Origin of the sequence: Streptomyces sp. cg40 (assembly GCF_050320165.1) — a bacterium.
Classification (GTDB): domain Bacteria; phylum Actinomycetota; class Actinomycetes; order Streptomycetales; family Streptomycetaceae; genus Streptomyces; species Streptomyces hokutonensis.
On the sequence record NZ_CP190128.1, the window covers coordinates 8,478,209 to 8,497,567 of the forward strand.

Consider the following 19,359-nt stretch of genomic DNA (forward strand, 5'->3'; position numbering starts at 1 on the left):
GCGTGGCCGCTACTCGCTGGGGCGAGAGGTGTACACCTCGGGCTCGGTGGGTCGTGAGGTGCGCTACCGCGACTTGGTGGGGCGAGAGTCTCGTGGCCTGGGCTTGGCAGGTCGAGAGGCGTGCGCCCCGGGCCCGACTTCGGTTCTGTGGGGTGAGGAGTGCGCGGCCGAGACTCTGCGGGGTGAGGAGTACGCGGCCGAGGCTCGGTGGGTCGTGAGGTGCGCCGCCCGGGGTCCACACGCCGAGAGGCTCGCGGCCCTGGTCCGGTACGGCGAGAGGTGCGCCGCCCCGACTCGGTGCTGATGAGTACGCGGTCCGACCTGGAGCAGTCGAGCGGGGCGTCACCCGGCCCGAAGCAGTCGAGCGACGCACCAGCCCGGCCCGGAGTATCGGCACCCGGGACGAAAACCCTTGGCACGCGCCCTCGCCCCTCCCTCACCATGACCGGCATGTCTTCTCACGTCGCTCCGCCCGCCGTAGGCGTCCGTACGCCCTGGGAAGCCCTCCCTGCCCACGTCCACGACGTCGTCGCGCGGTTGCTCGGTTCGCCCGTTGCGCGTGCCGTCACTCAGGTCGGCGGGTTCTCTCCGGGGACGGCCGCTCGGGTGCGGACCGTCGACGGTTCTCGTGCCTTCGTCAAGGCGGTCAGCGCCGAAGTCAACCCGCACAGCCCGGAGTTGCATCGTGCGGAGGCCCGTAACGCCGCCGCCCTCCCGGCCGGGGTTCCCGCTCCTCGTCTCCTGGGAACCCATGACGACGGCACGTGGGTTGTCCTGGTCTTCGAGGAGGTTGCGGGGCGGCAGCCCCATGTCCCCTGGCGGGACGCCGAGTTGACGCGGGTCCTGGACGCCGTGGAGCGGCTCGGCCGTACCCTCACGCCGTCTCCCGTCGTCGCCCCGTCCGTGGCCGACAGCCTTGCCGACGACTTCGACGGGTGGCGGCGCCTCCTCGACGGGGCGGCGGGTGACCTTACCGGACGACTCGACTCCTGGACGGTCGGGCATCTCGCCGATCTTGCCCAACTCGCCGCCCCCTGGGCCGAGTCCGCGGTCGGTGGCACCCTCGCGCACTGCGATCTGCGGGCCGACAACATGTTGCTCACGGAGGACGGCGGGGTCGTCTTCGTCGACTGGCCGCATGCCGTTCTTGCCGCACCCTGGTTCGACCTGTTGGTCATGTTGCCGTGTGTGCGGGCTCAAGGCGGGCCGGATCCCGAGGAGTTGTTCCGTCGGCATCCCCTTGCCGAGGGTGCGGATCCGGCCGGTGTCACCGCCACCCTGGCTGGGCTCGCCGCGTTCTTTGTCGAGCACTCGCTGCTGCCTCCGCCGCCGGGTCTGCCCACCCTGCGCGCCTTCCAGCGGGCGCAGGGTGACGCGGCCCTCGCCTGGCTCAGGACGCGGTGGGGGACGGCGCCGTAGCCGTGACCGTGGCCGCTTCCACCAGTGACCGCATCACGCGCAGGTCCTCGCCCATCTCCGGGTGCCATTGGACGCCCAACACCCAGTCCGAGGAGGGGAGTTCGACCGCCTCTGCCGTGCCGTCCTCCGCCCAGGCCGAGACCACCAGGCCCGCGCCCAGACGGTCCACGGCCTGGTGGTGGAACGTCGGGACCGACGTCTCCTCCGGTACCGCCGTCGCGTACAGCGTGCCCGGTACCGGCTTGACCGGGTGGCGGCCGAAGACTCCCGGGGTCTCCGCGTGGCCGTCCATGTGCTGGACGAGGGTGCCCCCCGTGGCGACGTTCAGGAGTTGCATGCCCCGGCAGATGCCCAGCAGGGGGAGACCGGCTGTCAACGCGGCCTCGATCAGGGCGAGTTCCCAGGCGTCGCGGGCGAGGGCGGGCGGGCCGGTGCGGGGGTCGCGCTCCGCGCCGTAGCGGACCGGCTCGACGTCCGGGCCGCCCGCGATCACCAGGCCGTCGAGGCGGGCCACGGTCGCCGCCGCGTGCTCGGGGGCGTCCGGCGGCAGCATCGCGGCCAGACCGCCCGCCTGTTGGACGAGGCGCGGGTAGCTGGCCGGCAGCAGCGCGGCCTCCAGCTCCCAGGCGCCCCACCGCGCCCCCGCCTCCAGGTACGTACTGATGCCGATCAGCGGCCTGCCCGCCATGCTTTCCTCCGACCGCGAAGCGACGTGAATGGACTCGACGGGGACCATTAGACAACCCCACCCGTCACGCGAGGAAGCCCCGCAGCAGAGCGGCCGTCCCGGCGCAGTGCTCCCGCATCATCTCCCGCGCCCCGTCCGCGTCCCCGTCCAGCACCGCCTCCACCAGCGCGATGTGCTGCCGCTGCGAGTGCTCCAGGTTGCGCACCAGGAGCGGGATGCAGTCGAGGAGGTCGTTCACCGTGGCCCGTACCGCCGCGTACTGCGCGGTCAGCGTCGGCGAACCGCACAGTTCGGCCAGGGTGAGGTGGAGCAGGGTGTCCAGGCGGCGGTAGTCGGCGAGCGGGGCGTCGTGCGTGCGGGCGAGGGCCTCGCGCAGGCGGCCGGCCTGCTCGGCGTTCAGGCCGTGGGTCGCGCACAGACCCGTCGCGCCGACCTCCAGCACCTCCCGGAAGCGCAGCACGTCCTCGATGTCGACCGCGCTGATCCGCCGCCGCAGCTCGTCCTCGCCGCCGGCGTCCGACTTCGGCAGCACGAACGTCCCGCCGTAGCGCCCGCGCCGCGACTCCACGAGCCCCTGGTCCTGGAGTACCTTCAGAACCTCGCGCAGTGTCACCCGGCTGATCCCCAGCCGCTCGGCCAGCTCCCGCTCGGCCGGCAACCGCTCGCCCCCCGGCACCAGACCCAGCCGTACGACCTGCAGAATCTGTTCCAGCGCCTCTTCGAAGCCGTTGCCCGCCCGCACCGGCCGCAGCACCGGGGTCAACCGGTCCGCTACGCCGTCCTCCGCATCCAGCGACATATGGCGGCACCCCCTTCCCAAGCAATGGTTCTCCGCAATACCTTATGGCTTCCGGCCCGGCCGGAAAAAGCGCGCAGAAGCCGAAGGAGCTTTCCCGTGGCAGACCGCACACCCCCGCTGAGCGTCGAGGAGCTGCACACCCTCGTCGCCAGTGGCGAGATCGACACTGTCGTCCTGGCCTTCCCCGATATGCAAGGCCGGCTCCAGGGCAAGCGGTTCGCCGCCCGCTTCTTCCTCGACGACGTACTCCAGCACGGCACAGAGGGCTGCAACTACCTCCTCGCTGTCGACACCGACATGAACACGGTCGACGGCTACGCGATGTCCTCCTGGGAGCGCGGTTACGGCGACTTCGCCATGCACCCGGACCTTTCCACCCTCCGCCGTGTGCCCTGGAACGCGGGCACCGCCCTGCTCATCGCCGACCTCGCCTGGAACGACGGGTCGCCGGTGGTCGCCGCACCCCGCCAGATCCTGCGCCGCCAGCTGGAGCGCCTCGCCGAGCACGGTTTCACCGCGCAGGTCGGTACGGAGCTGGAGTTCATCGTGTTCAAGGACACGTACGAACAGGCCTGGGACGCCAACTACCGAGGGCTCACGCCGGCCAACCAGTACAACATCGACTACTCCGTCCTCGGGACCGGGCGGATCGAGCCGCTGCTCCGGCGGATCCGCAACGAGATGGCCGCCGCCGGGCTGACCGTCGAGTCCGCCAAGGGCGAGTGCAACCCCGGCCAGCACGAGATCGCCTTCCGCTACGACGACGCCCTCGTCACCTGCGACCAGCACGCCGTCTACAAGACCGGTGCCAAGGAGATCGCCTCTCAAGAGGGCGTCTCGCTCACCTTCATGGCGAAGTACAACGAACGCGAGGGCAACTCCTGCCACATCCACCTCTCGCTCGGCGACGGGCACGGCGGCAATGCCATGGCGGGGACCGACGGCGACCCCGGTGGGATGTCGGAGGTCATGCGGTACTTCCTCGCGGGCCAACTCGCCGCGCTCCGCGACTTCTCGCTGCTCTACGCCCCCAACATCAACTCCTACAAGCGGTTCCAGCCGGGCTCGTTCGCGCCGACCGCCGTCGCCTGGGGCTACGACAACCGCACCTGCGCCCTCCGGGTCGTCGGCCACGGCCGCTCCATGCGCTTCGAGAACCGGCTGCCCGGCGGCGACGTCAACCCGCATCTCGCGGTGGCGGGGCTCGTCGCGGCCGGGCTCTACGGCATCGAGCACAAGCTGGAGCTGCCGGAGGCCTGCGCGGGCAACGCCTACAGCGGCGACTACGCGCACGTCCCCACCAACCTCCGCGAGGCCGCCGAGCTGTGGGAGAACAGCCCGATCGCCAAGGCCGCCTTCGGGGACGAGGTCGTCGCGCACTACCGCAACATGGCGCGCGTCGAACTGGAGGCCTTCGACGCCGCCGTCACCGACTGGGAGCTGCGCCGCTCCTTCGAACGCCTGTGAGGACTCAGACCCCTTTGCCTGCCGACGAACGCCTGTGAGGACCCCCTTGCCTGCCGAGCACCCGCTGCACGTACTGAACCCCGCCACCGAGGAGGTCATCGCCACCGTCCCGGCCGCCACCGCGGTCGACGTGGACGCCGCTGTCGTACGCGCCGCCCGGGCCCAGGCGAAGTGGGCCGCGCTGCCGCCCGCCGACCGGGCCCGCCTGCTGCGTCGCTTCGCGACCGCGGTCGACGAACACCTCGAAGAACTCGCCCAGTTGGAGGTGCGTGAGGCCGGGCACACGGTCGGCAACGCCCGCTGGGAGGCCGGCAACGTCCGTGATCTGCTCGACTACGCGGCCGGGGGAGTGGAGCGGCTGACCGGCCGTCAGATCCCGGTCGCGGGCGGTCTCGACGTCACGATCCTCGAACCGCTGGGCGTGGTGGGCGTGATCGCGCCCTGGAACTTCCCGATGCCGATCGCCGCCTGGGGCACCGCGCCGGCGCTCGCGGCGGGCAACGCGGTCATCCTCAAACCGGCCGAGACGACCCCGCTCACCGCGCTCCGACTGGCCGAACTCGCCCTGGAGGCAGGCCTTCCCGAGGGGTTGTTCCAGGTACTTCCCGGCCACGGCCCGGTCACGGGCACCGCGCTCGTCGAGCACCCGGGCGTCGCGAAGATCGTGTTCACCGGGTCGACCGCCGTGGGCAAACAGGTGTTGGCGAAAGGCTCGGAACTCCTCAAGCGCGTCACCCTCGAACTCGGCGGCAAGAGCCCCAACATCGTCTTCGCCGACGCCGACATCGAGGCCGCCGCGGCAGCCGCCCCCATGTCCTTCCTCGACAACTCCGGCCAGGACTGCTGCGCCCGCACCCGCATCCTCGTCCAACGCGGCGTCTACGACCGGTTCCTGGACCTCCTCACCCCCGCGATCGAGGGCGTGACGGTCGGCGACCCGGCCGACGAGAAGACGGACATGGGCCCGCTGATCTCCAAGGTCCAGCTGGAGCGCGTTCGTTCGTACGTCACCGACGACCTGGCAGGCATCCGTGGCAAGGCGCCCGAGGGCCCCGGCTTCTGGTTCCCGCCGACTGTCGTCACGGGCGTCGACGCGCACGCACGCGTGGCCGTGGAAGAGGTCTTCGGCCCGGTCGCCGTCGTGCTCCCCTTCGAGGACGAGGCGGAGGCGGTCGCCCTCGCCAACGCCACCGACTACGGCCTCTCCGGCTCCATCTGGACCCGGGACGTCGGCCGCGCCCTGCGCGTCTCGAAGGCCGTCCGGGCCGGCAACCTGTCCGTCAACTCCCATTCGAGCGTCCGCTATTGGACCCCCTTCGGCGGCTTCAAGCAGTCGGGGATCGGCCGCGAACTCGGCCCGGACGCGCTCAGCGCCTTCACCGAAACCAAGAACGTCTTCATCAGCGACGTGTCCACCAGCGACGACTCCACCACCAACGTCTCCACCAGCACGGAGGGCTCCGCACAGTGACCTCAGAGATTGTCTGCCGGCGACTCGTCGGCCGTACCGCCGTCATCACCGGAGCCGGCAGCGGCATCGGCCTCGCCACCGCGCGCCGGCTCGCCTCCGAGGGGGCCAACGTCGTCTGCGGCGACATCGACGAGACCCACGGCAAGGCGGCGGCCGACGAGGTCGGCGGGCTCTTCGTGAAGGTCGACGTCACCGACCCCGAGCAGGTCGAGGCGCTCTTCAAGGCCGCCTTCGACACCTACGGCAGCGTCGACATCGCCTTCAACAACGCGGGCATCTCACCGCCCGACGACGACTCCATCCTCGACACCGGCCTGGAGGCCTGGAAGCGCGTCCAGGACGTCAACCTGACGTCTGTGTACCTGTGTTGCAAGGCCGCCATCCCCTACATGCGCCGCCAGGGCAAGGGCTCCATCATCAACACGGCGTCCTTCGTGGCCAGGATGGGCGCGGCGACCTCCCAGATCTCCTACACCGCCTCCAAGGGCGGGGTGCTGGCCATGTCCCGTGAACTGGGCGTGCAGTTCGCCCGCGAGGGCATCCGCGTCAACGCACTGTGCCCGGGACCGGTCAACACCCCACTCCTGCAAGAGCTGTTCGCCAAGGACCCCGAGCGGGCCGCGCGCCGCCTCGTCCACATCCCGGTCGGCCGCTTCGCCGAGGCGACCGAGATCGCCGCCGCCGTCGCCTTCCTGGCGAGCGACGACTCGTCGTTCGTCAACGCCGCCGACTTCCTGGTCGACGGCGGCATCGCGGGGGCGTACGTCACCCCGATGTAGGCAGTGAACCCCCGCCGGAGCGGGGGCAGTTGGCCCCGTGATTGCTCACAGGAAGGTCATGCCCTCGCCCCGGTAGGTCGGGACGGTGGCCGTCACCCGGTCGCCCTCGATCAGGTGCAACGCGTCGAACCGCTCGCACAGTTCACCGGCCTTGGCGTGCCGGAACCACACCTTGTCGCCGATGAGCAGATCGTCGGCGGGGGAGCCGAGCAGCGGCGTCTGCACCTCGCCGGGCCCCTCCTGGGGGTCGTAGCGCAGACCCTCCGGGAGGTACGGCACCGGGAGCCGGTCGGGTCCTGCGGCTCCGGAGGCCGGGTAGCCTCCGCCGAGGACGGTGACCACGCCGACGCCCGGGCGCCGTACGACGGGCTGGGCGAAGAGCGCGGCCGGACGGGCCGTGAACGACGTGTAGTTGTCGAAGAGGCGCGGCACGTACAGCCCGGAACCGGCCGCGATCTCGGTCACGGAATCCTCGGCCGCGGTGTACTGGACACTGCCGGTGCCACCGCCGTTGACGAACTCCAGATCCGGCACGACGGCCCGCACGGCCCGCACCACCTCCGCGCGCCGCTCGGCGAGTTCGCGCTTGGCGGTGGCCTGCATCAGCCGGATGGCGCGGGAACGGAAGGGCCGCCCCGCGACGGAGTCGCCGACACCGGCGATGTGGCCCTCGTAGGCCATGATCCCGACGACCTTGAAACCGGGGCGGCGCGACACCGTCCTTGCGATGTCGGCGAGTTGGGCGGGGGAGCGGAGGGGAGAGCGGAGCGCGCCGATGCGCACCCGGCCGCCGAGCATCCGCAGCGCGGTGTCCAACTCCAGGCAGACACGCACCACTTCGGTGCCGCCGGCGCGGGAGTCGTCGATGAGCTTGAGCTGCGCCGGGTCGTCGATCATCACGGTGACGGCGGCGGCGAGCTTGGGGTCGCTGGTCAGTTCCGCGAAGGCGGCGTGGTCGGCGGAGGGGTAGGCGAGTAGGACGTCGTCGAAGCCGGAGCGGGCGAGCCACAGCGACTCGGCCAGTGTGAAGGACATCAGGCCCGCGAAGCCGTCCCTGGCCAGGACGCGTTCGAGGAGGGTTCGACAGCGGACGGACTTGCTGGCGACGCGGACCGGCTTGCCGCCGGCCCGGCGGACGAGGTCGTCCGCGTTGGTATCGAAGGCGTCCAGGTCGACGATCGCGAGAGGGGCGTCGAGGTGGGCGGTGGCCCGGTCGTAACGGGCCCGGTCGGCGGCGCGCGCAGTCATGAACGAAGCCTGCCAGACAGGATTACCGCAGGGTAGGGGGACGTTCCGGGCAGAAGCCCCGGGGGCGCGGACTGGTTCCCGTTCGAGCGGGGGCAACCCGTAGAGTGACGCGCACGCACGGAGGAAACGCCGCCGGTCGTTCGACCTCGCCCGGGATGGCGGTCCGCCGCGGCGGGTATGCGTGCTCGGGACGCCTTTGATTTTTTTGTGAGCGTGCCGGGTGAGGCGAGGTGGACGCCGGTGCGTATACGAACAAGGGCAGGAGCACGCCGGCCCGCGCAAGAAACAAAACGGTGGCCCGGGTACGAGGAAACGGGGGGTGCATGAGCACGGAAGCGCGGCGCGCCCCCGTACCGCCGCATCCCACCTCGCCGCAGGCCCCTTCGGGGAGTTCGACGCAGCCCGTGAACGACACAACAGGCGAAGACTTGGACGGACCGTATTCCGGCACCGGGGGATCTTCCGGGGCCGCTTCGGGGGCAGGTTCGGGGCGTGGTCGCGTTCCGTCGGATACGCGGGATGCGTCGGATACGCGGGATACGCAGGAGCAGTCGGACGTGCAGGGCGGACCGGGGGCGTCGGCCGGGAGCGACAGCGGCAGGGTGACCTGGGGTGGCGACCGGCCCGGTACGGGGTGGTGGGAGGGCGGCAACGCGAGACGCGCGGCCCGACGGGGCGCCGGGGCCGACACGGGCGCCGACCTCCGGGGAAACGGTTCGGAAGCGGACCGCGGTGTGCCCCCGGGCAACGGGTTCGACACGGGTTCGGTTTCTCCGGGCAACGACTTCGAGAGCGGCGGCTTCGAGAACTTCGCGGACTCCTCGGACTCCGCGGACTTCGAGAGTGACGGCTCCGCGAGCGGCGGGGCCGGGGGCCGCAACGGCGCCAGATCCGGGTCTAGGTCTGGGACTGGGGCTGGGCCAGGCTCTGAAACCGGAGCCGGGTCCGGAGCTGGGTCCCGGACAGGGGCAGGGGCTGGGTCTGGGACGAGTTCGGAACCCGGGGCCGGAGCCGGGTCCGGGGCTGGAACTAGGGCCGGTTCAGGTGCCGTTGGCCCGTCGGCAGTCGGCTCCTCCGCCACTCGGCCGCGCTTCCCCGGCCTTCGGCCGTTCGCGCCCTTCGCCGCCGAGACGGTGAGCCCGCCCCCTCCGCCGGCCTCGGCACGCTTCCCGGACACACCCCCCGCATCCGCGACCGACCCGCGCCGCGCGAACCCCGAACGACCCGGAACCGTCCCGCCCCGGCCACCCCACCGACCCACGGCGACGACGGGTGCCGGAGGAGAAGCGCCCCGGCCCGGCGGACCGGAAACGAGCACGCCCCTCCGCCCGACCGCGCCGACGGCCCCCGACGTTCCGACGCGCCCGGCTGCCCCACCGCGCCCTACGGGTGAGGCTCCGCCCCGGTCGTCCGACCGATTGCGCCAGGGCCCCACGCGTCCGGCGACACCCCCCGGTTCCGCTGTACCGCCGCGTCCCACGGGTGAGGCTCCGCCCCAGCCGTCCGACCGGTTGCGCGAGGACCCGTCCCGCCCGGCCACGCCTGCCAGTCCTCCTGTTCCGTCCCGGCCCGAGGGTGAGGCTCCGCGCCCGTCGTTCGATCGGCCGGGCCAGGAGTCGTCCCGCCCGGGGATGCCTGCCGGTTCTTCTGTTGCGTCCCGGCCGGCTGGTGAGGCTCCGCGCCCGTCGTTCGACCGGCCGGGCCAGGACCCGTCCCGCCCGGCGACGCCTGCGAGTCCTCCTGTTCCGTCCCGGCCCGAGGGTGAGGCTCCGCGCCCGTCGTTCGATCGGCCGGGCCAGGAGTCGTCCCGCCCGGGGATGCCTGCCGGTTCTTCTGTTGCGTCCCGGCCGGCTGGTGAGGCTCCGCGCCCGTCGTTCGACGGGCCGGGCCAGGACCCGTCCCGCCCGGCGACGCCTGCGAGTCCTCCTGTTCCGCCCCGGCCCGAGGGTGAGGCTCTGCGCCCGTCCTTCGATCGGCCGCGCCAAGAATCGTCCCGCCCGGCGACGCCTGCCAGTCGTGCCGTTCCGCCCCGGCCGGCTGGTGAGGCTCCGCGCCCGTCGTCGGATCGACCGCGCCAAGACCCGTCCCGTCCGGTCGCGCCTGCTGTGCCGCCGCGTCCTGCGGGTGAGGCTTCGCGCGAGGTGCCTGAGCGGGCGCGGCAGGAACCGGCTCGCCCGGCGGCGCCTGCCAGTTCTCCGGCGATGCCTCCCCGTTCTGCTGTGCCGCCCCGGCCCGCTGGTGAGGCTCCGCGCGAGGCGCCCGACCGGCCGCGGCAGGAACCGGCTCGCCCGGCGACGTCTCCCGATTCCGGTGGTTCGGTCCGGCCCGTGGGGTCTCCCGGTCCCGCCGAGTCGTCGCGCCCCGCGACCGAGACCTCGCCCTCGACGGCCGAGCGGCAGCGCGACACCCCCGCCCGCCCGGCGACGCCTCCCGCGCGTCCGGCGGTCGCTCCCGAGGAACCGTCGGCGACCGCCTCTGGACTGAGGCCGCCGCCCCCTGGTGCGCCTTGGCGGGGTGAATCGTTCACGGATCCCACTGACGGTGCGCCCACGCGCGGTGTGTGGTCGCCTTCCGGTGCCGGTGCGCCGTATCCCTCCTCCGGTGGCGGAACTGCCGGGCCCCGGCCCGCCGATGCACCTCCCGCCGAGCCCACCGCCGAAGGCACCGGCACCGGCACTGGTGCCTGGTCATCCGCCGCTGCCAGTGCGCCGGTTCGGCCCGAGGACGACGTCACCGGCACTGGCGCCTGGTCATCGGCCCCTCCCAGCAAGCCTGTTCGGCCGGCCGAGGACTCGTCCAGTACCCGCTCATGGTCAACTGCCGGTACCGGCAACCCGGTTCGGCCCGCCGACGACACCTCCACCACCGCCCCTTGGGCAGCTGCCGCTCCCAGTACCCCGGTTCAGCCCGGCCCCGGCCCTGTGCCCGTCTCCGACGACGCCGGCACCAGCGCCTGGTCGCCCGCCGCCCCCGGTACCCCCGTCCGCCCCGCTTCCGAGATGCCGCGGCCCGGGGGCAACCCCGGTCCCGGTCCCGATCCCTCCCTTTCCTGGAGTGCGCCCGTAACTCCCGGCGGTGGGCGGCCGGTTGTGTCGTTCGGGGAGCCCGAGGGGTACGACGAGCGCGTGCGGCCACGGCCGTTGGGGGCGCGGATACGGTCCCGTACCGCCGCCGTCGCCGCCTGTGTCGTGCTCGGTCTCGGGCTCATCGGCGGTGCGGTGACCGGGAGTTGGCTCACCGGCGACGACGGGGACGACGGCGGTGCGAGCACTTTCGCCGCCGCCGGGCAGTTGTGGCACAGCGTGCCCGTCGACCAGCTGTTTCCGCCCACCGTCCAGGGACAGGGCGCGGGCCCCGGCGGCGCGGACCGCACCTGGACCCGGATCGCCGTGGCCCCGGACACCGGCTGTGCGGGCGCCTTCGACCCGCTGTTGAGCAAGGTGCTCGCCCCGGTCGGGTGTCAGCGGCTCCTGCGCGCCACCTACACCGACGCCACCCAGAGCTATGTCACGACGGTCGGCCTCCTCTTCACCAAGGCCGACACCGCCGCGATGACCTCGCTGTCCACGCGGTTCAAGAACGAGAAGCTCGGCGACCGGACCGACCTCCTGCCCCGCCCGTACGCCGCGAAGGACACCGTCGCCGCGGCCTTCGGCGACAAACAGCGGGCCTCCTGGACCGTCTCCGTGCTCACCGACGCGCCCGTCGTCGTCTACGCCGTCTCCGGCTGGGCGGACGGCCGTACCGTCGACGCACCCGAACCCGCCGACGAAGCCGTCACCTCGGGCTCCACCGCGGCCCCCGCGCAGTCGGGTCTCGGCAACGAGGCGCAGGGGCTGGCGGACCGGATGGAGCGGAGCCTGCGCAAGACCGTCGACTCACCTTCCGAGACCTCGGCCTCGGAGACGTCGGGAACGTCCGGCGCCTCGGCGAACTCGAAGGCCTCGGGAGGGAATTCATGAGTGTCACGTCCCGCCGCGCCGGGCTGGTGAGCGCCCTCCTGGCCGCCTCCCTCGCCCTGGTCCCGTCCACCGTCGCGCACGCCGACGGCATCCGCGCCCAGGAGTGGGCCCTGGACGCCATGCACACCCAGGAGGTCTGGGGGACCACCAAGGGCAAGGGCATCACGGTCGCCGTCCTGGACACCGGCGTGGAGGCCGACCACCCCGACCTCGTCGGCAACGTCCTCACCGGCAAGGACATGGTCGGCTTCGGGGCGAAGCCGGGCGACCGGGCCTGGGCCCGGCACGGCACCGCCATGGCCGGCATCATCGCCGGGCACGGACACGGTCCCGGGGACGAGGACGGGGTCATGGGTGTCGCCCCGGAGGCGAAGATCCTGCCCGTCCGCGTGATCCTCGAAGACGGCGACTCCGCGCGCGGCAAGGCCCGTACGACCCGGGGCAACGCCCTTGCGGACGGCATCCGTTGGGCCGCCGACCACGGCGCCGACGTCATCAACCTCTCCCTCGGCGACGACTCCGCCTCCGCCCACCCCGAGCCCGCCGAGGACGAGGCCGTGCAGTACGCCCTGAAGAAGGGTGTCGCGGTCGTCGCCTCGGCAGGCAACGGCGGCGAGAAGGGCGACCACGTCTCCTACCCGGCCGCCTACCCCGGGGTGATCGCCGCGACCGCCGTGGACCGCTACGGCACCCGCGCCTCCTTCTCCACCCGCCGCTGGTACGCCACGGTCAGCGCGCCCGGCGTCAACGTCGTCATCGCCGACCCCGACCACAAGTACTACGAGGGCTGGGGGACCAGCGCCGCGTCCGCCTTCGTGTCGGGCGCGGTGGCGCTCCTCAAGGCGGCCCACCCGGGACTGACCCCGGCCCAGATCAAGAAGCTCCTTGAGGACACCGCCCGCAACCCCCCGGTCGGCGGCCGGGACGACTCCCGCGGCTTCGGCTTCATCGACCCCGCCGCCGCGATCAAGGCCGCCGCGGCCCTCAAGCCGACGAGCCTGCACGCCGCCGCCTACGGCAAGAAGTACTTCGGCGCGGGACCCGACCCCGTCAAGTCCGACAGCCGTACGTCCGACTGGGCGGGCCCCCTCGCGGGCGGCGCCGGCGGAGTCCTGCTCGTCGCGGCGGTCGTCCTGTGGCGCGGCCGGCGCAGACGGCCCGCAGGGTTCTAGGGACCCGCGGGCGATCTTCGGGCGCCCCGCAACAGCCGGACGGCAGTCAGTCGGTGGCCGACGCGGAAGCCGACGTGGAAGAGCCGGACCCCGCGAACGCCGCGACCCCCGCCTTCGCCGCCGCCTCGATCAGCGTGATGCCCTTGTTCTGCGTCGTGCTGCCCTTCGACAGCACCGCGATCAGGTACTCGTGTCCGTCCGGGGCCGTCACCCGTCCGATGCTGTTGACGTCCCACAGCCCGGTCGTGCTCCGCGCCAGCCAGCCGTTCTTCAGCCGCCACCGGGAGCCGTCGGCCGCCGCCGACACCCCCCACTGCTGGTCGGCCTCTATCTTCCCCATCAGGCCCTGGATGTACGACTTCGAGGCCGCGCTCAGCTTGGAGTCGTCCCCGAACACCTGCTGGAGCAGGGTGAGTTGATCCGCCGCCGTGGTCTGCGTCAGCCCCCAGAGCGGGCCGTCGCCGCCCTTGGTGCCGGTCAGCCCGAACTTCTTGTTGGCCGCGTCGAGCCCGTCCGCCGTGCCGATGATGTTCCACAGCGCCGTGGCGGAGTCGTTGTCGCTGTTCTCGATCATCGTGGTGGCGTACGACTTCTCCGTCGCGGTCAGCTGCCGTCCCGCGTCCTGCGCCTGGAGCAGCAGCGTGGCCAGGATGTCGACCTTGACGATGCTCGCCGTGTCGTAGGCCGTGCTGCCGTACGTGGCGCTCTTACCGGAGTCCACGTCGAGCACGGCGACGGACACCTTCTGGTCGCCGGCCGGGGTCACCGCCTTCATGGCCGTGGCCAGCAGCGCGTCGTAGTCCACCGCCGGCTGTGTCACCGGTTCCACCGTCGCCTCCCCGCCGCCCGATGCCGACGCCGATGCCGAGGTGGACGGCGTCGCAGCCGACGATACGGGGCCGGAGTGCGCCTGTGCCTTCACGTACACGGTTCCGGCCGCCGTACCGCCCACGACCGCCACGGTGGCGAGGGCGGTGTAGAGGAGCGGACGGCGCCGGGAGGGACGCGCGCGGTGGTTGCGGCGGGCGGCTCTGGAAGACTCCATGCCCGCGATGGTGGGGGCGGCGACTGTGCGGACCGTGAGACGAAAGTTAGATGTCTGTCAACGGTTTCTGAGAAACGTGTGAAACCTGTGTCCCCTGCGTTTCAGGACCCGCACAAGCCCAGCAGGATCCCCCCGATAGGGTCGGTCACCGTGGCGAACAAGAACATTCCCGACTCCGGCTACTCCGACGACGACGGCTCGGCCGATCCCGCACTGAGCGCGGCGCTCGCCGCCTGGGCCGAGGACCGCACCGCCGTGGATCCCGTCCTGGCGGCCCTCAAGGGCGCCCGGCTGCTCGTGCCCGTGGTGGCCGTGCTCGGCGAGGTCGAGACGGACGAGAACGGACTGCGCCGCGAGAAGACCAGCGACATGGCCGTCCCCACCCTGAAGGCCGGCGGGCGCACCGCGCTGCCCGCCTTCACCTCCAGCGACTCGCTGGCCCGCTGGGACCCGGCGGCGCGCCCCGTGGCCGTACCGCTGCACCAGGCCTTGCAGGCCGCGGTGCACGAGAAGGCGGACACGATCGTGCTGGACCTGGCCGGGCCGGTGTCCTTCGAACTGTCGGGGCCCGCGCTGCTGGCCCTCGCCGAGGGGCGCACCAGCGCGGACCCGCTCACCGATCCGGCGGTCGCGGCGGCGGTCCGCTCCGCGCTCGGCCACATGCGCGGGGTACTCCGTGCCTACCTCGGCCCCGGCCGGGGCGACGGCACCCTCGCCCTGATCTTTGAGCCGGCCATACCGCACGCCGCGGGCATCCACGGGGTGGCACGCCGGCTGGCCGCCGAGGAAACGCTGAGGGCCCGCCTGGTGCACGGCCTCGACCTGGCGGTGCTGCCGGCCGGGGCGACGCCTCCGGGCGAGCCCTTCTACGTACGCGTGGGGTGAGCCGCTAGCCGTAGACCGGGCCCGTGTACTTCTCGCCCGGGCCCTGGCCCGGCTCGTCGCGGACGAGGGACGCCTCGCGGAACGCCAGCTGGAGCGACTTCAGACCGTCGCGCAGCGGGGCCGCGTGGAAGGAGCTGATCTCGGTCGCGCTCGCGTCGAGCAGCCCGGCCAGCGCGGTGACCAGCTTGCGGGCCTCGTCCAGGTCCTTGTACTTGTCGCCCTCGTCGGTCAGACCGAGCTTCACGGCGGCGGCGCTCATCAGGTTGACGGCGACCGTCACGATCACCTCGACCGCCGGGACCTCCGCGATGTCGCGGGTCAGGGCGTCGAAGTCGGGGGAGTCGGGATTCGCGGACTCGGGGGGCGTGTCACTCATGCCCCACACGATAGGGCCCGGTGTACGGCGGTTCGCACCACCCCCGGGTAGCTGCTAACCTTGTGTGATGACCGGCCAGGCACTCGCGTGCCCGGCCAACAAGTGGAGGCTCCGATCTCCCACCTGACTGTCCTCACGGACGGCGGGTCACCCCCGGTCAGGCGGTTGCCATCGTTCCGTACGGACGATGGAGTCGCCCGAAAGCGCGCCCCGCGATCATCGCGGCGGTGCTCCGGCAGTGCTTTGGAGCCCCGTCTTGTGATCGTCCGGGGCATTTTTTGTGCTTCGGCGCGGTTAGGTCTGTCTATCGAGACAAACGCGGCCGTCCGCCAGATGGCCGTGTGGTGCTAACCGAGGAGGATCCATCAGCGCCGAACCCCGCATCAACGACCGGATTCGCGTTCCAGAAGTGCGACTGGTCGGTCCCAGTGGCGAGCAGGTCGGCATCGTGCCGCTTGCCAAGGCACTGGAGCTTGCGCAGGAATACGACCTGGACCTGGTCGAGGTCGCGGCGAACGCCCGTCCGCCCGTGTGCAAGCTCATGGACTACGGGAAGTTCAAGTACGAGTCGGCCATGAAGGCCCGTGAGGCGCGCAAGAACCAGGCGCACACGGTCATCAAGGAAATGAAGCTCCGGCCGAAGATCGACCCGCACGACTATGACACCAAGAAGGGTCACGTCGTCCGGTTCCTGAAGCAGGGCGACAAGGTCAAGATCACGATCATGTTCCGCGGTCGCGAGCAGTCCAGGCCCGAGTTGGGCTACCGACTGCTGCAGCGTCTCGCTTCGGACGTCGAGGACCTCGGGTTCGTCGAGTCGAACCCGAAGCAGGACGGCCGAAACATGATCATGGTGCTCGGCCCGCACAAGAAGAAGACCGAGGCGATGGCCGAGGCCCGCGAGGCCCAGGCCGCCCGCAAGGCGGAAGCGAAGGCCAACCCGGGCAAGTCGCAGAACGCCGCGGAGTCCGACGTCGAGGACGAGAACACCGTCGCCGAGGACATCGTCGACGAGGTCGAGGCCCCGGCCGAGGCTTCCGCCGACGCCTGATCCCCGGACGTCAGTCCAGGGACGCAACCGAAACAAGAGCGACGCTCCACCGTGCCCGGTTTCACGACCGGGCATCGGAGCGCCACCGACGAGGAGATAACGGCGCTATGCCGAAGAACAAGTCGCACAGCGGTGCCAGTAAGCGCTTCAAGATCACCGGCTCCGGCAAGGTGCTCCGCGAGCGCGCCGGCAAGCGCCACCTGCTCGAGCACAAGTCGTCCCGTGTGACGCGTCGCCTCACCGGCAACGCCGAGATGGCCCCGGGCGACGCCAAGAAGATCAAGAAGCTTCTCGGCAAGTGACGTACGCGGCGCGGTGATCAACAGATCCGTCCGCGCCGTACGTCTGGACCGGGACCCCATCGATTCCGGGCCGTGTGAGTCCAACCACGGCCCCGCTACAAGGAGTTAAACAAGTGGCACGCGTCAAGCGGGCAGTCAACGCCCACAAGAAGCGCCGGGCGATCCTCGAAGCCGCCTCCGGCTACCGCGGTCAGCGTTCGCGTCTGTACCGCAAGGCCAAGGAGCAGGTCACCCACTCGCTGGTCTACAACTACAACGACCGCAAGAAGCGCAAGGGCGACTTCCGCCGGCTGTGGATCCAGCGCATCAACGCGGCTGCCCGCGCCAACGGCATCACCTACAACCGCTTCATCCAGGGTCTGAACGCGGCCAACATCGAGGTCGACCGCAAGATCCTCGCGGAGCTGGCTGTCAACGACGCCGGTGCGTTCGCCGCGCTGGTCGAGGTTGCGCAGAAGGCGCTGCCCGCCGACGTCAACGCGCCCAAGGCTGCGTGACGCTGCGCTGGCTTTGAGCCGACGTGACTTAAGGACCCGCAGGTCTAATCCTGCGGGTCCTTTGTTGCTGGCCGCGCCCCGCGGCGGAGCCGCTAGTGTCACGGCCCCGCGCCCCTAGGGGGATTGCGGTTGCCCTGAGATTTGAAGGTGAAGTAGAACATGGCCCCCGACCTCATCTCCCCCCGTTCCCCCCGCGTCGCCGCCGCCCGGCGGCTCGCTCGGCGGAACTTTCGGAGCAAGGAGCGGCTGTTCCTGGCCGAGGGGCCGCAGGCCGTGCGGGAAGCGGGCGGGTACAAGGACACGCTCGTCGAGCTGTTCGCGACCGTTGAAGCCGCGGAGCGGTACGCCGACATCGTCGGCGAGGCCCGTGACGCCGGTGCCCGGGTGCATCTTGCCGACGAGCAGGTGATCGCCGACATCTCGACCACCGTCACCCCGCAGGGGCTCGTCGGCGTCTGTCGGTTCATCGACACCCCCTTCGAGGAGATCCTGCGTGCGCGGCCCAAGCTCGTCGCCGTGCTCGCCAACGTGCGTGACCCCGGGAACGCCGGCACTGTGCTGCGCTGCGCCGATGCCGCCGGTGCCGAGGCCGTCGTACTGACCGACGCGTCCGTCGATCTCTACAACCCCAAGGCCGTACGGGCCTCCGTGGGATCCTTGTTCCATCTGCCCGTCGCCGTCGGGGTGCCCGTCGAGCAGGCCGTGGCCGGGCTCAAGGAGATCGGGGTGCGGATCCTCGCCGCGGACGGGGCCGGGACCGACGACCTCGACGACGAGCTGGACCAGGGGACCATGGGCGGGCCCACCGCCTGGGTGTTCGGGAACGAGGCGTGGGGGCTTCCGGAGGAGACCCGCGCACTCGCGGACGCCGTCGTGCGGGTTCCGATCCACGGGAAGGCCGAGAGCCTGAACCTGGCCACCGCCGCCGCCGTATGTCTGTATGCGTCTGCCCGTGCACAGCGCGGCTCCGGAGGGTGCCGTTCCGTCACCGACAGCTAGTAGGGTGACCAGCTCGGGGGCCACCTGCGCCGTATGAGAAGAGGTGGGGTACGGGGATGACTGTCGGCACGAGCAGCGCGCCGGGAGCACGGGGCGTGCCCCGGCCGTCCGCGGCCCGGCACGACGACCTCACCGGCCTCGGTATCGACCCCGACGAGCTGGCCGACGGTCTGGTCGTAGCCGACGAGCACGGCCGTGTCGTCTGCTTCAACGCCGCCGCCGAGCGCATCACCTCCGTCCGTGCCGCCGACGCCCTCGGCCAGCGGCTGGAGAAGGCCCTCCCCTTAGAGGACCTGGAGGGCCGCCGCTGGTGGCAACTGACCGATCCCTATGGGGGGTTGGCCATCCGGGTACGGCAGCCGGAGCGGAATCTGCTGCTGCCGGGCGGGCACGAGGTACTGGTCACCGCACGCTATGTCCGTGCGGAACCGCTCGGTCCGGTCCGTCGGGTCGTCGTCTCGCTGCGGGACACCGAGGCCCGTCGCCGCACCGAGCGCAGCCACGCCGAGCTGATCGCCACCGTCGCCCACGAACTGCGCTCGCCGCTCACCTCCGTCAAGGGCTTCACCGCGACCCTGCTCGCCAAGTGGGAACGCTTCACCGACGACCAGAAGCGGCTGATGCTGGAGACCGTCGACGCCGACGCCAACCGCGTCACCCGGCTCATCGCCGAGTTGCTCGACATCTCCCGCATCGACTCCGGGCGGCTCGAACTGCGCCGCCAGCCCGTCGACATCGGCGCGGCGGTCGGCCGTCACATCCAGGCGTACGTCGCCGCCGGCCAGCCCGCCGACCGGTTCATGCTCCGCGTCGAACAGCCGCTGCCCGACCTGTGGGCGGACCCCGACAAGGTCGACCAGGTGCTGAGCAACCTGCTGGAAAATGCGGTGCGCCACGGCGAGGGAACCGTCACTATCGACGTCACGGCCTCGGCCTCTCCGCGCGAAGGGGAGGAGACCGGCACCTCGGTGACGGTCAGCGACGAGGGCCCAGGCATCCCGGAGGAGTCCATGAACCGCGTCTTCACCCGCTTCTGGCGGGGCAGTAAGCGCGGCGGCACGGGCCTCGGGCTGTACATCGTCAAGGGCATCGTCGAAGCCCACGGCGGCACCATCACGGTCGGCCGGGCTCCCGGCGGCGGCGCCGAGTTCCGATTTATGTTGCCCGTGGGCACCCCGGCGTACCTTCAGTAACCGCCG

Annotated in this window: 16 protein-coding genes and 1 pseudogene; 12 read left to right on the plus strand and 5 right to left on the minus strand. The window is 71.6% G+C overall.

Features of this window, described 5'->3' with window-relative positions; genetic code table 11:
* Positions 1-450 precede the first annotated feature (450 nt).
* On the plus strand, positions 451-1,419 hold the full coding sequence (locus ACQHII_RS38250) for a phosphotransferase family protein (protein ID WP_427923552.1): 969 nt from the start codon (positions 451-453) through the stop codon (positions 1,417-1,419).
* Here ACQHII_RS38250 and ACQHII_RS38255 read toward each other — a convergent pair.
* Both ACQHII_RS38255 and ACQHII_RS38260 read right to left on the minus strand, forming a co-directional pair.
* The gene (locus tag ACQHII_RS38255; RefSeq protein WP_427923553.1) at positions 1,391-2,107 is read right to left on the minus strand and encodes a gamma-glutamyl-gamma-aminobutyrate hydrolase family protein; all 717 of its coding nucleotides are present in this window, start codon (positions 2,105-2,107) and stop codon (positions 1,391-1,393) included. The genes ACQHII_RS38250 and ACQHII_RS38255 overlap by 29 nt on opposite strands.
* A 64-nt stretch (positions 2,108-2,171) precedes the next feature.
* Positions 2,172-2,906: a FadR/GntR family transcriptional regulator gene (locus ACQHII_RS38260; protein ID WP_427923554.1), complete on the minus strand. Its 735-nt coding sequence runs from the start codon at positions 2,904-2,906 to the stop codon at positions 2,172-2,174.
* A 96-nt stretch (positions 2,907-3,002) separates the two neighbouring features.
* On the opposite strand from ACQHII_RS38260, the gene ACQHII_RS38265 reads away from it, so the two are divergent.
* From ACQHII_RS38265 to ACQHII_RS38275, 3 genes are read left to right on the plus strand one after another with little or no spacing between them, the layout of a single operon-like run.
* A complete protein-coding gene (locus tag ACQHII_RS38265; protein ID WP_427923555.1) occupies positions 3,003-4,373 on the plus strand; it encodes a glutamine synthetase family protein in 1,371 nt (456 codons plus the stop codon).
* A 46-nt stretch (positions 4,374-4,419) separates the two neighbouring features.
* Entirely contained in the window at positions 4,420-5,844 is a 1,425-nt protein-coding gene (locus ACQHII_RS38270; protein ID WP_427923556.1) for an aldehyde dehydrogenase family protein, read from the plus strand.
* Positions 5,841-6,623, plus strand: a complete 783-nt coding sequence (locus tag ACQHII_RS38275) for a 3-oxoacyl-ACP reductase (RefSeq protein ID WP_427923557.1) — start codon at positions 5,841-5,843, stop codon at positions 6,621-6,623. The genes ACQHII_RS38270 and ACQHII_RS38275 overlap by 4 nt, the downstream gene beginning before the upstream one ends.
* 45 nt (positions 6,624-6,668) lie before the next feature.
* Here ACQHII_RS38275 and ACQHII_RS38280 read toward each other — a convergent pair whose 3' ends face one another.
* Positions 6,669-7,871, minus strand: coding sequence for an amino acid deaminase/aldolase (locus ACQHII_RS38280; RefSeq protein ID WP_427923558.1), 1,203 nt, complete (start codon positions 7,869-7,871; stop codon positions 6,669-6,671).
* Positions 7,872-10,960: 3,089 nt separating this feature from the next.
* On the opposite strand from ACQHII_RS38280, the gene ACQHII_RS38285 reads away from it, so the two are divergent.
* Both ACQHII_RS38285 and mycP read left to right on the plus strand, forming a co-directional pair.
* Positions 10,961-11,833 carry a hypothetical protein gene (locus ACQHII_RS38285; RefSeq protein WP_427923559.1) on the plus strand — a complete coding sequence of 291 codons (873 nt, stop codon included), beginning with the start codon at positions 10,961-10,963 and terminating at the stop codon, positions 11,831-11,833.
* Entirely contained in the window at positions 11,830-13,005 is a 1,176-nt protein-coding gene (gene mycP / locus ACQHII_RS38290; protein WP_427923560.1) for a type VII secretion-associated serine protease mycosin, read from the plus strand. The genes ACQHII_RS38285 and mycP overlap by 4 nt, the downstream gene beginning before the upstream one ends.
* Positions 13,006-13,051: 46 nt before the next feature.
* Here the strand turns inward: mycP and ACQHII_RS38295 are convergent, their stop codons facing one another.
* The gene (locus ACQHII_RS38295) at positions 13,052-14,050 is read right to left on the minus strand and encodes a serine hydrolase (RefSeq protein WP_427923561.1); all 999 of its coding nucleotides are present in this window, start codon (positions 14,048-14,050) and stop codon (positions 13,052-13,054) included.
* 150 nt (positions 14,051-14,200) lie between these two features.
* On the opposite strand from ACQHII_RS38295, the gene ACQHII_RS38300 reads away from it, so the two are divergent.
* Positions 14,201-14,935: an SseB family protein gene (locus ACQHII_RS38300; protein ID WP_427923562.1), complete on the plus strand. Its 735-nt coding sequence runs from the start codon at positions 14,201-14,203 to the stop codon at positions 14,933-14,935.
* A 4-nt stretch (positions 14,936-14,939) separates the two neighbouring features.
* On the opposite strand, the gene ACQHII_RS38305 is transcribed toward ACQHII_RS38300, so the two are convergent.
* Positions 14,940-15,311 (minus strand): DUF1844 domain-containing protein, encoded by a 372-nt coding sequence (locus ACQHII_RS38305; protein WP_362972155.1) that lies wholly within the window; start codon positions 15,309-15,311, stop codon positions 14,940-14,942.
* 339 nt (positions 15,312-15,650) lie between these two features.
* Between ACQHII_RS38305 and infC the strand changes: the two are divergent.
* The 5 genes and pseudogenes from infC to ACQHII_RS38330 all read left to right on the plus strand — a co-directional run bounded on the left by infC (position 15,651) and on the right by ACQHII_RS38330 (position 19,353).
* Positions 15,651-16,362: pseudogene (infC, locus tag ACQHII_RS38310) on the plus strand (translation initiation factor IF-3).
* A 107-nt stretch (positions 16,363-16,469) separates the two neighbouring features.
* Positions 16,470-16,664, plus strand: a complete 195-nt coding sequence (rpmI, locus tag ACQHII_RS38315; protein WP_019065473.1) for a 50S ribosomal protein L35 — start codon at positions 16,470-16,472, stop codon at positions 16,662-16,664.
* Positions 16,665-16,777: 113 nt separating this feature from the next.
* Positions 16,778-17,161, plus strand: a complete 384-nt coding sequence (gene rplT / locus ACQHII_RS38320) for a 50S ribosomal protein L20 (RefSeq protein WP_105974242.1) — start codon at positions 16,778-16,780, stop codon at positions 17,159-17,161.
* Positions 17,162-17,320: 159 nt separating this feature from the next.
* Positions 17,321-18,160: a TrmH family RNA methyltransferase gene (locus ACQHII_RS38325; RefSeq protein WP_427923563.1), complete on the plus strand. Its 840-nt coding sequence runs from the start codon at positions 17,321-17,323 to the stop codon at positions 18,158-18,160.
* A 56-nt stretch (positions 18,161-18,216) separates the two neighbouring features.
* Positions 18,217-19,353 carry a sensor histidine kinase gene (locus ACQHII_RS38330; RefSeq protein WP_200714452.1) on the plus strand — a complete coding sequence of 379 codons (1,137 nt, stop codon included), beginning with the start codon at positions 18,217-18,219 and terminating at the stop codon, positions 19,351-19,353.
* The last annotated feature ends 6 nt before the right edge of the window (positions 19,354-19,359 follow it).

Coding starts and splice junctions, on each gene's coding strand:
- ACQHII_RS38250 (WP_427923552.1), top strand. CDS start 451: ATGTCTTCTCACGTCGCTCCGCCCGCCGTAGGCGTCCGTACGCCCTGG.
- ACQHII_RS38255 (WP_427923553.1), bottom strand. CDS start 2,107: ATGGCGGGCAGGCCGCTGATCGGCATCAGTACGTACCTGGAGGCGGGG.
- ACQHII_RS38260 (WP_427923554.1), bottom strand. CDS start 2,906: ATGTCGCTGGATGCGGAGGACGGCGTAGCGGACCGGTTGACCCCGGTG.
- ACQHII_RS38280 (WP_427923558.1), bottom strand. CDS start 7,871: ATGACTGCGCGCGCCGCCGACCGGGCCCGTTACGACCGGGCCACCGCC.
- mycP (WP_427923560.1), top strand. CDS start 11,830: ATGAGTGTCACGTCCCGCCGCGCCGGGCTGGTGAGCGCCCTCCTGGCC.
- ACQHII_RS38295 (WP_427923561.1), bottom strand. CDS start 14,050: ATGGAGTCTTCCAGAGCCGCCCGCCGCAACCACCGCGCGCGTCCCTCC.
- ACQHII_RS38305 (WP_362972155.1), bottom strand. CDS start 15,311: ATGAGTGACACGCCCCCCGAGTCCGCGAATCCCGACTCCCCCGACTTC.
- rpmI (WP_019065473.1), top strand. CDS start 16,470: ATGCCGAAGAACAAGTCGCACAGCGGTGCCAGTAAGCGCTTCAAGATC.
- ACQHII_RS38325 (WP_427923563.1), top strand. CDS start 17,321: ATGGCCCCCGACCTCATCTCCCCCCGTTCCCCCCGCGTCGCCGCCGCC.
- ACQHII_RS38330 (WP_200714452.1), top strand. CDS start 18,217: ATGACTGTCGGCACGAGCAGCGCGCCGGGAGCACGGGGCGTGCCCCGG.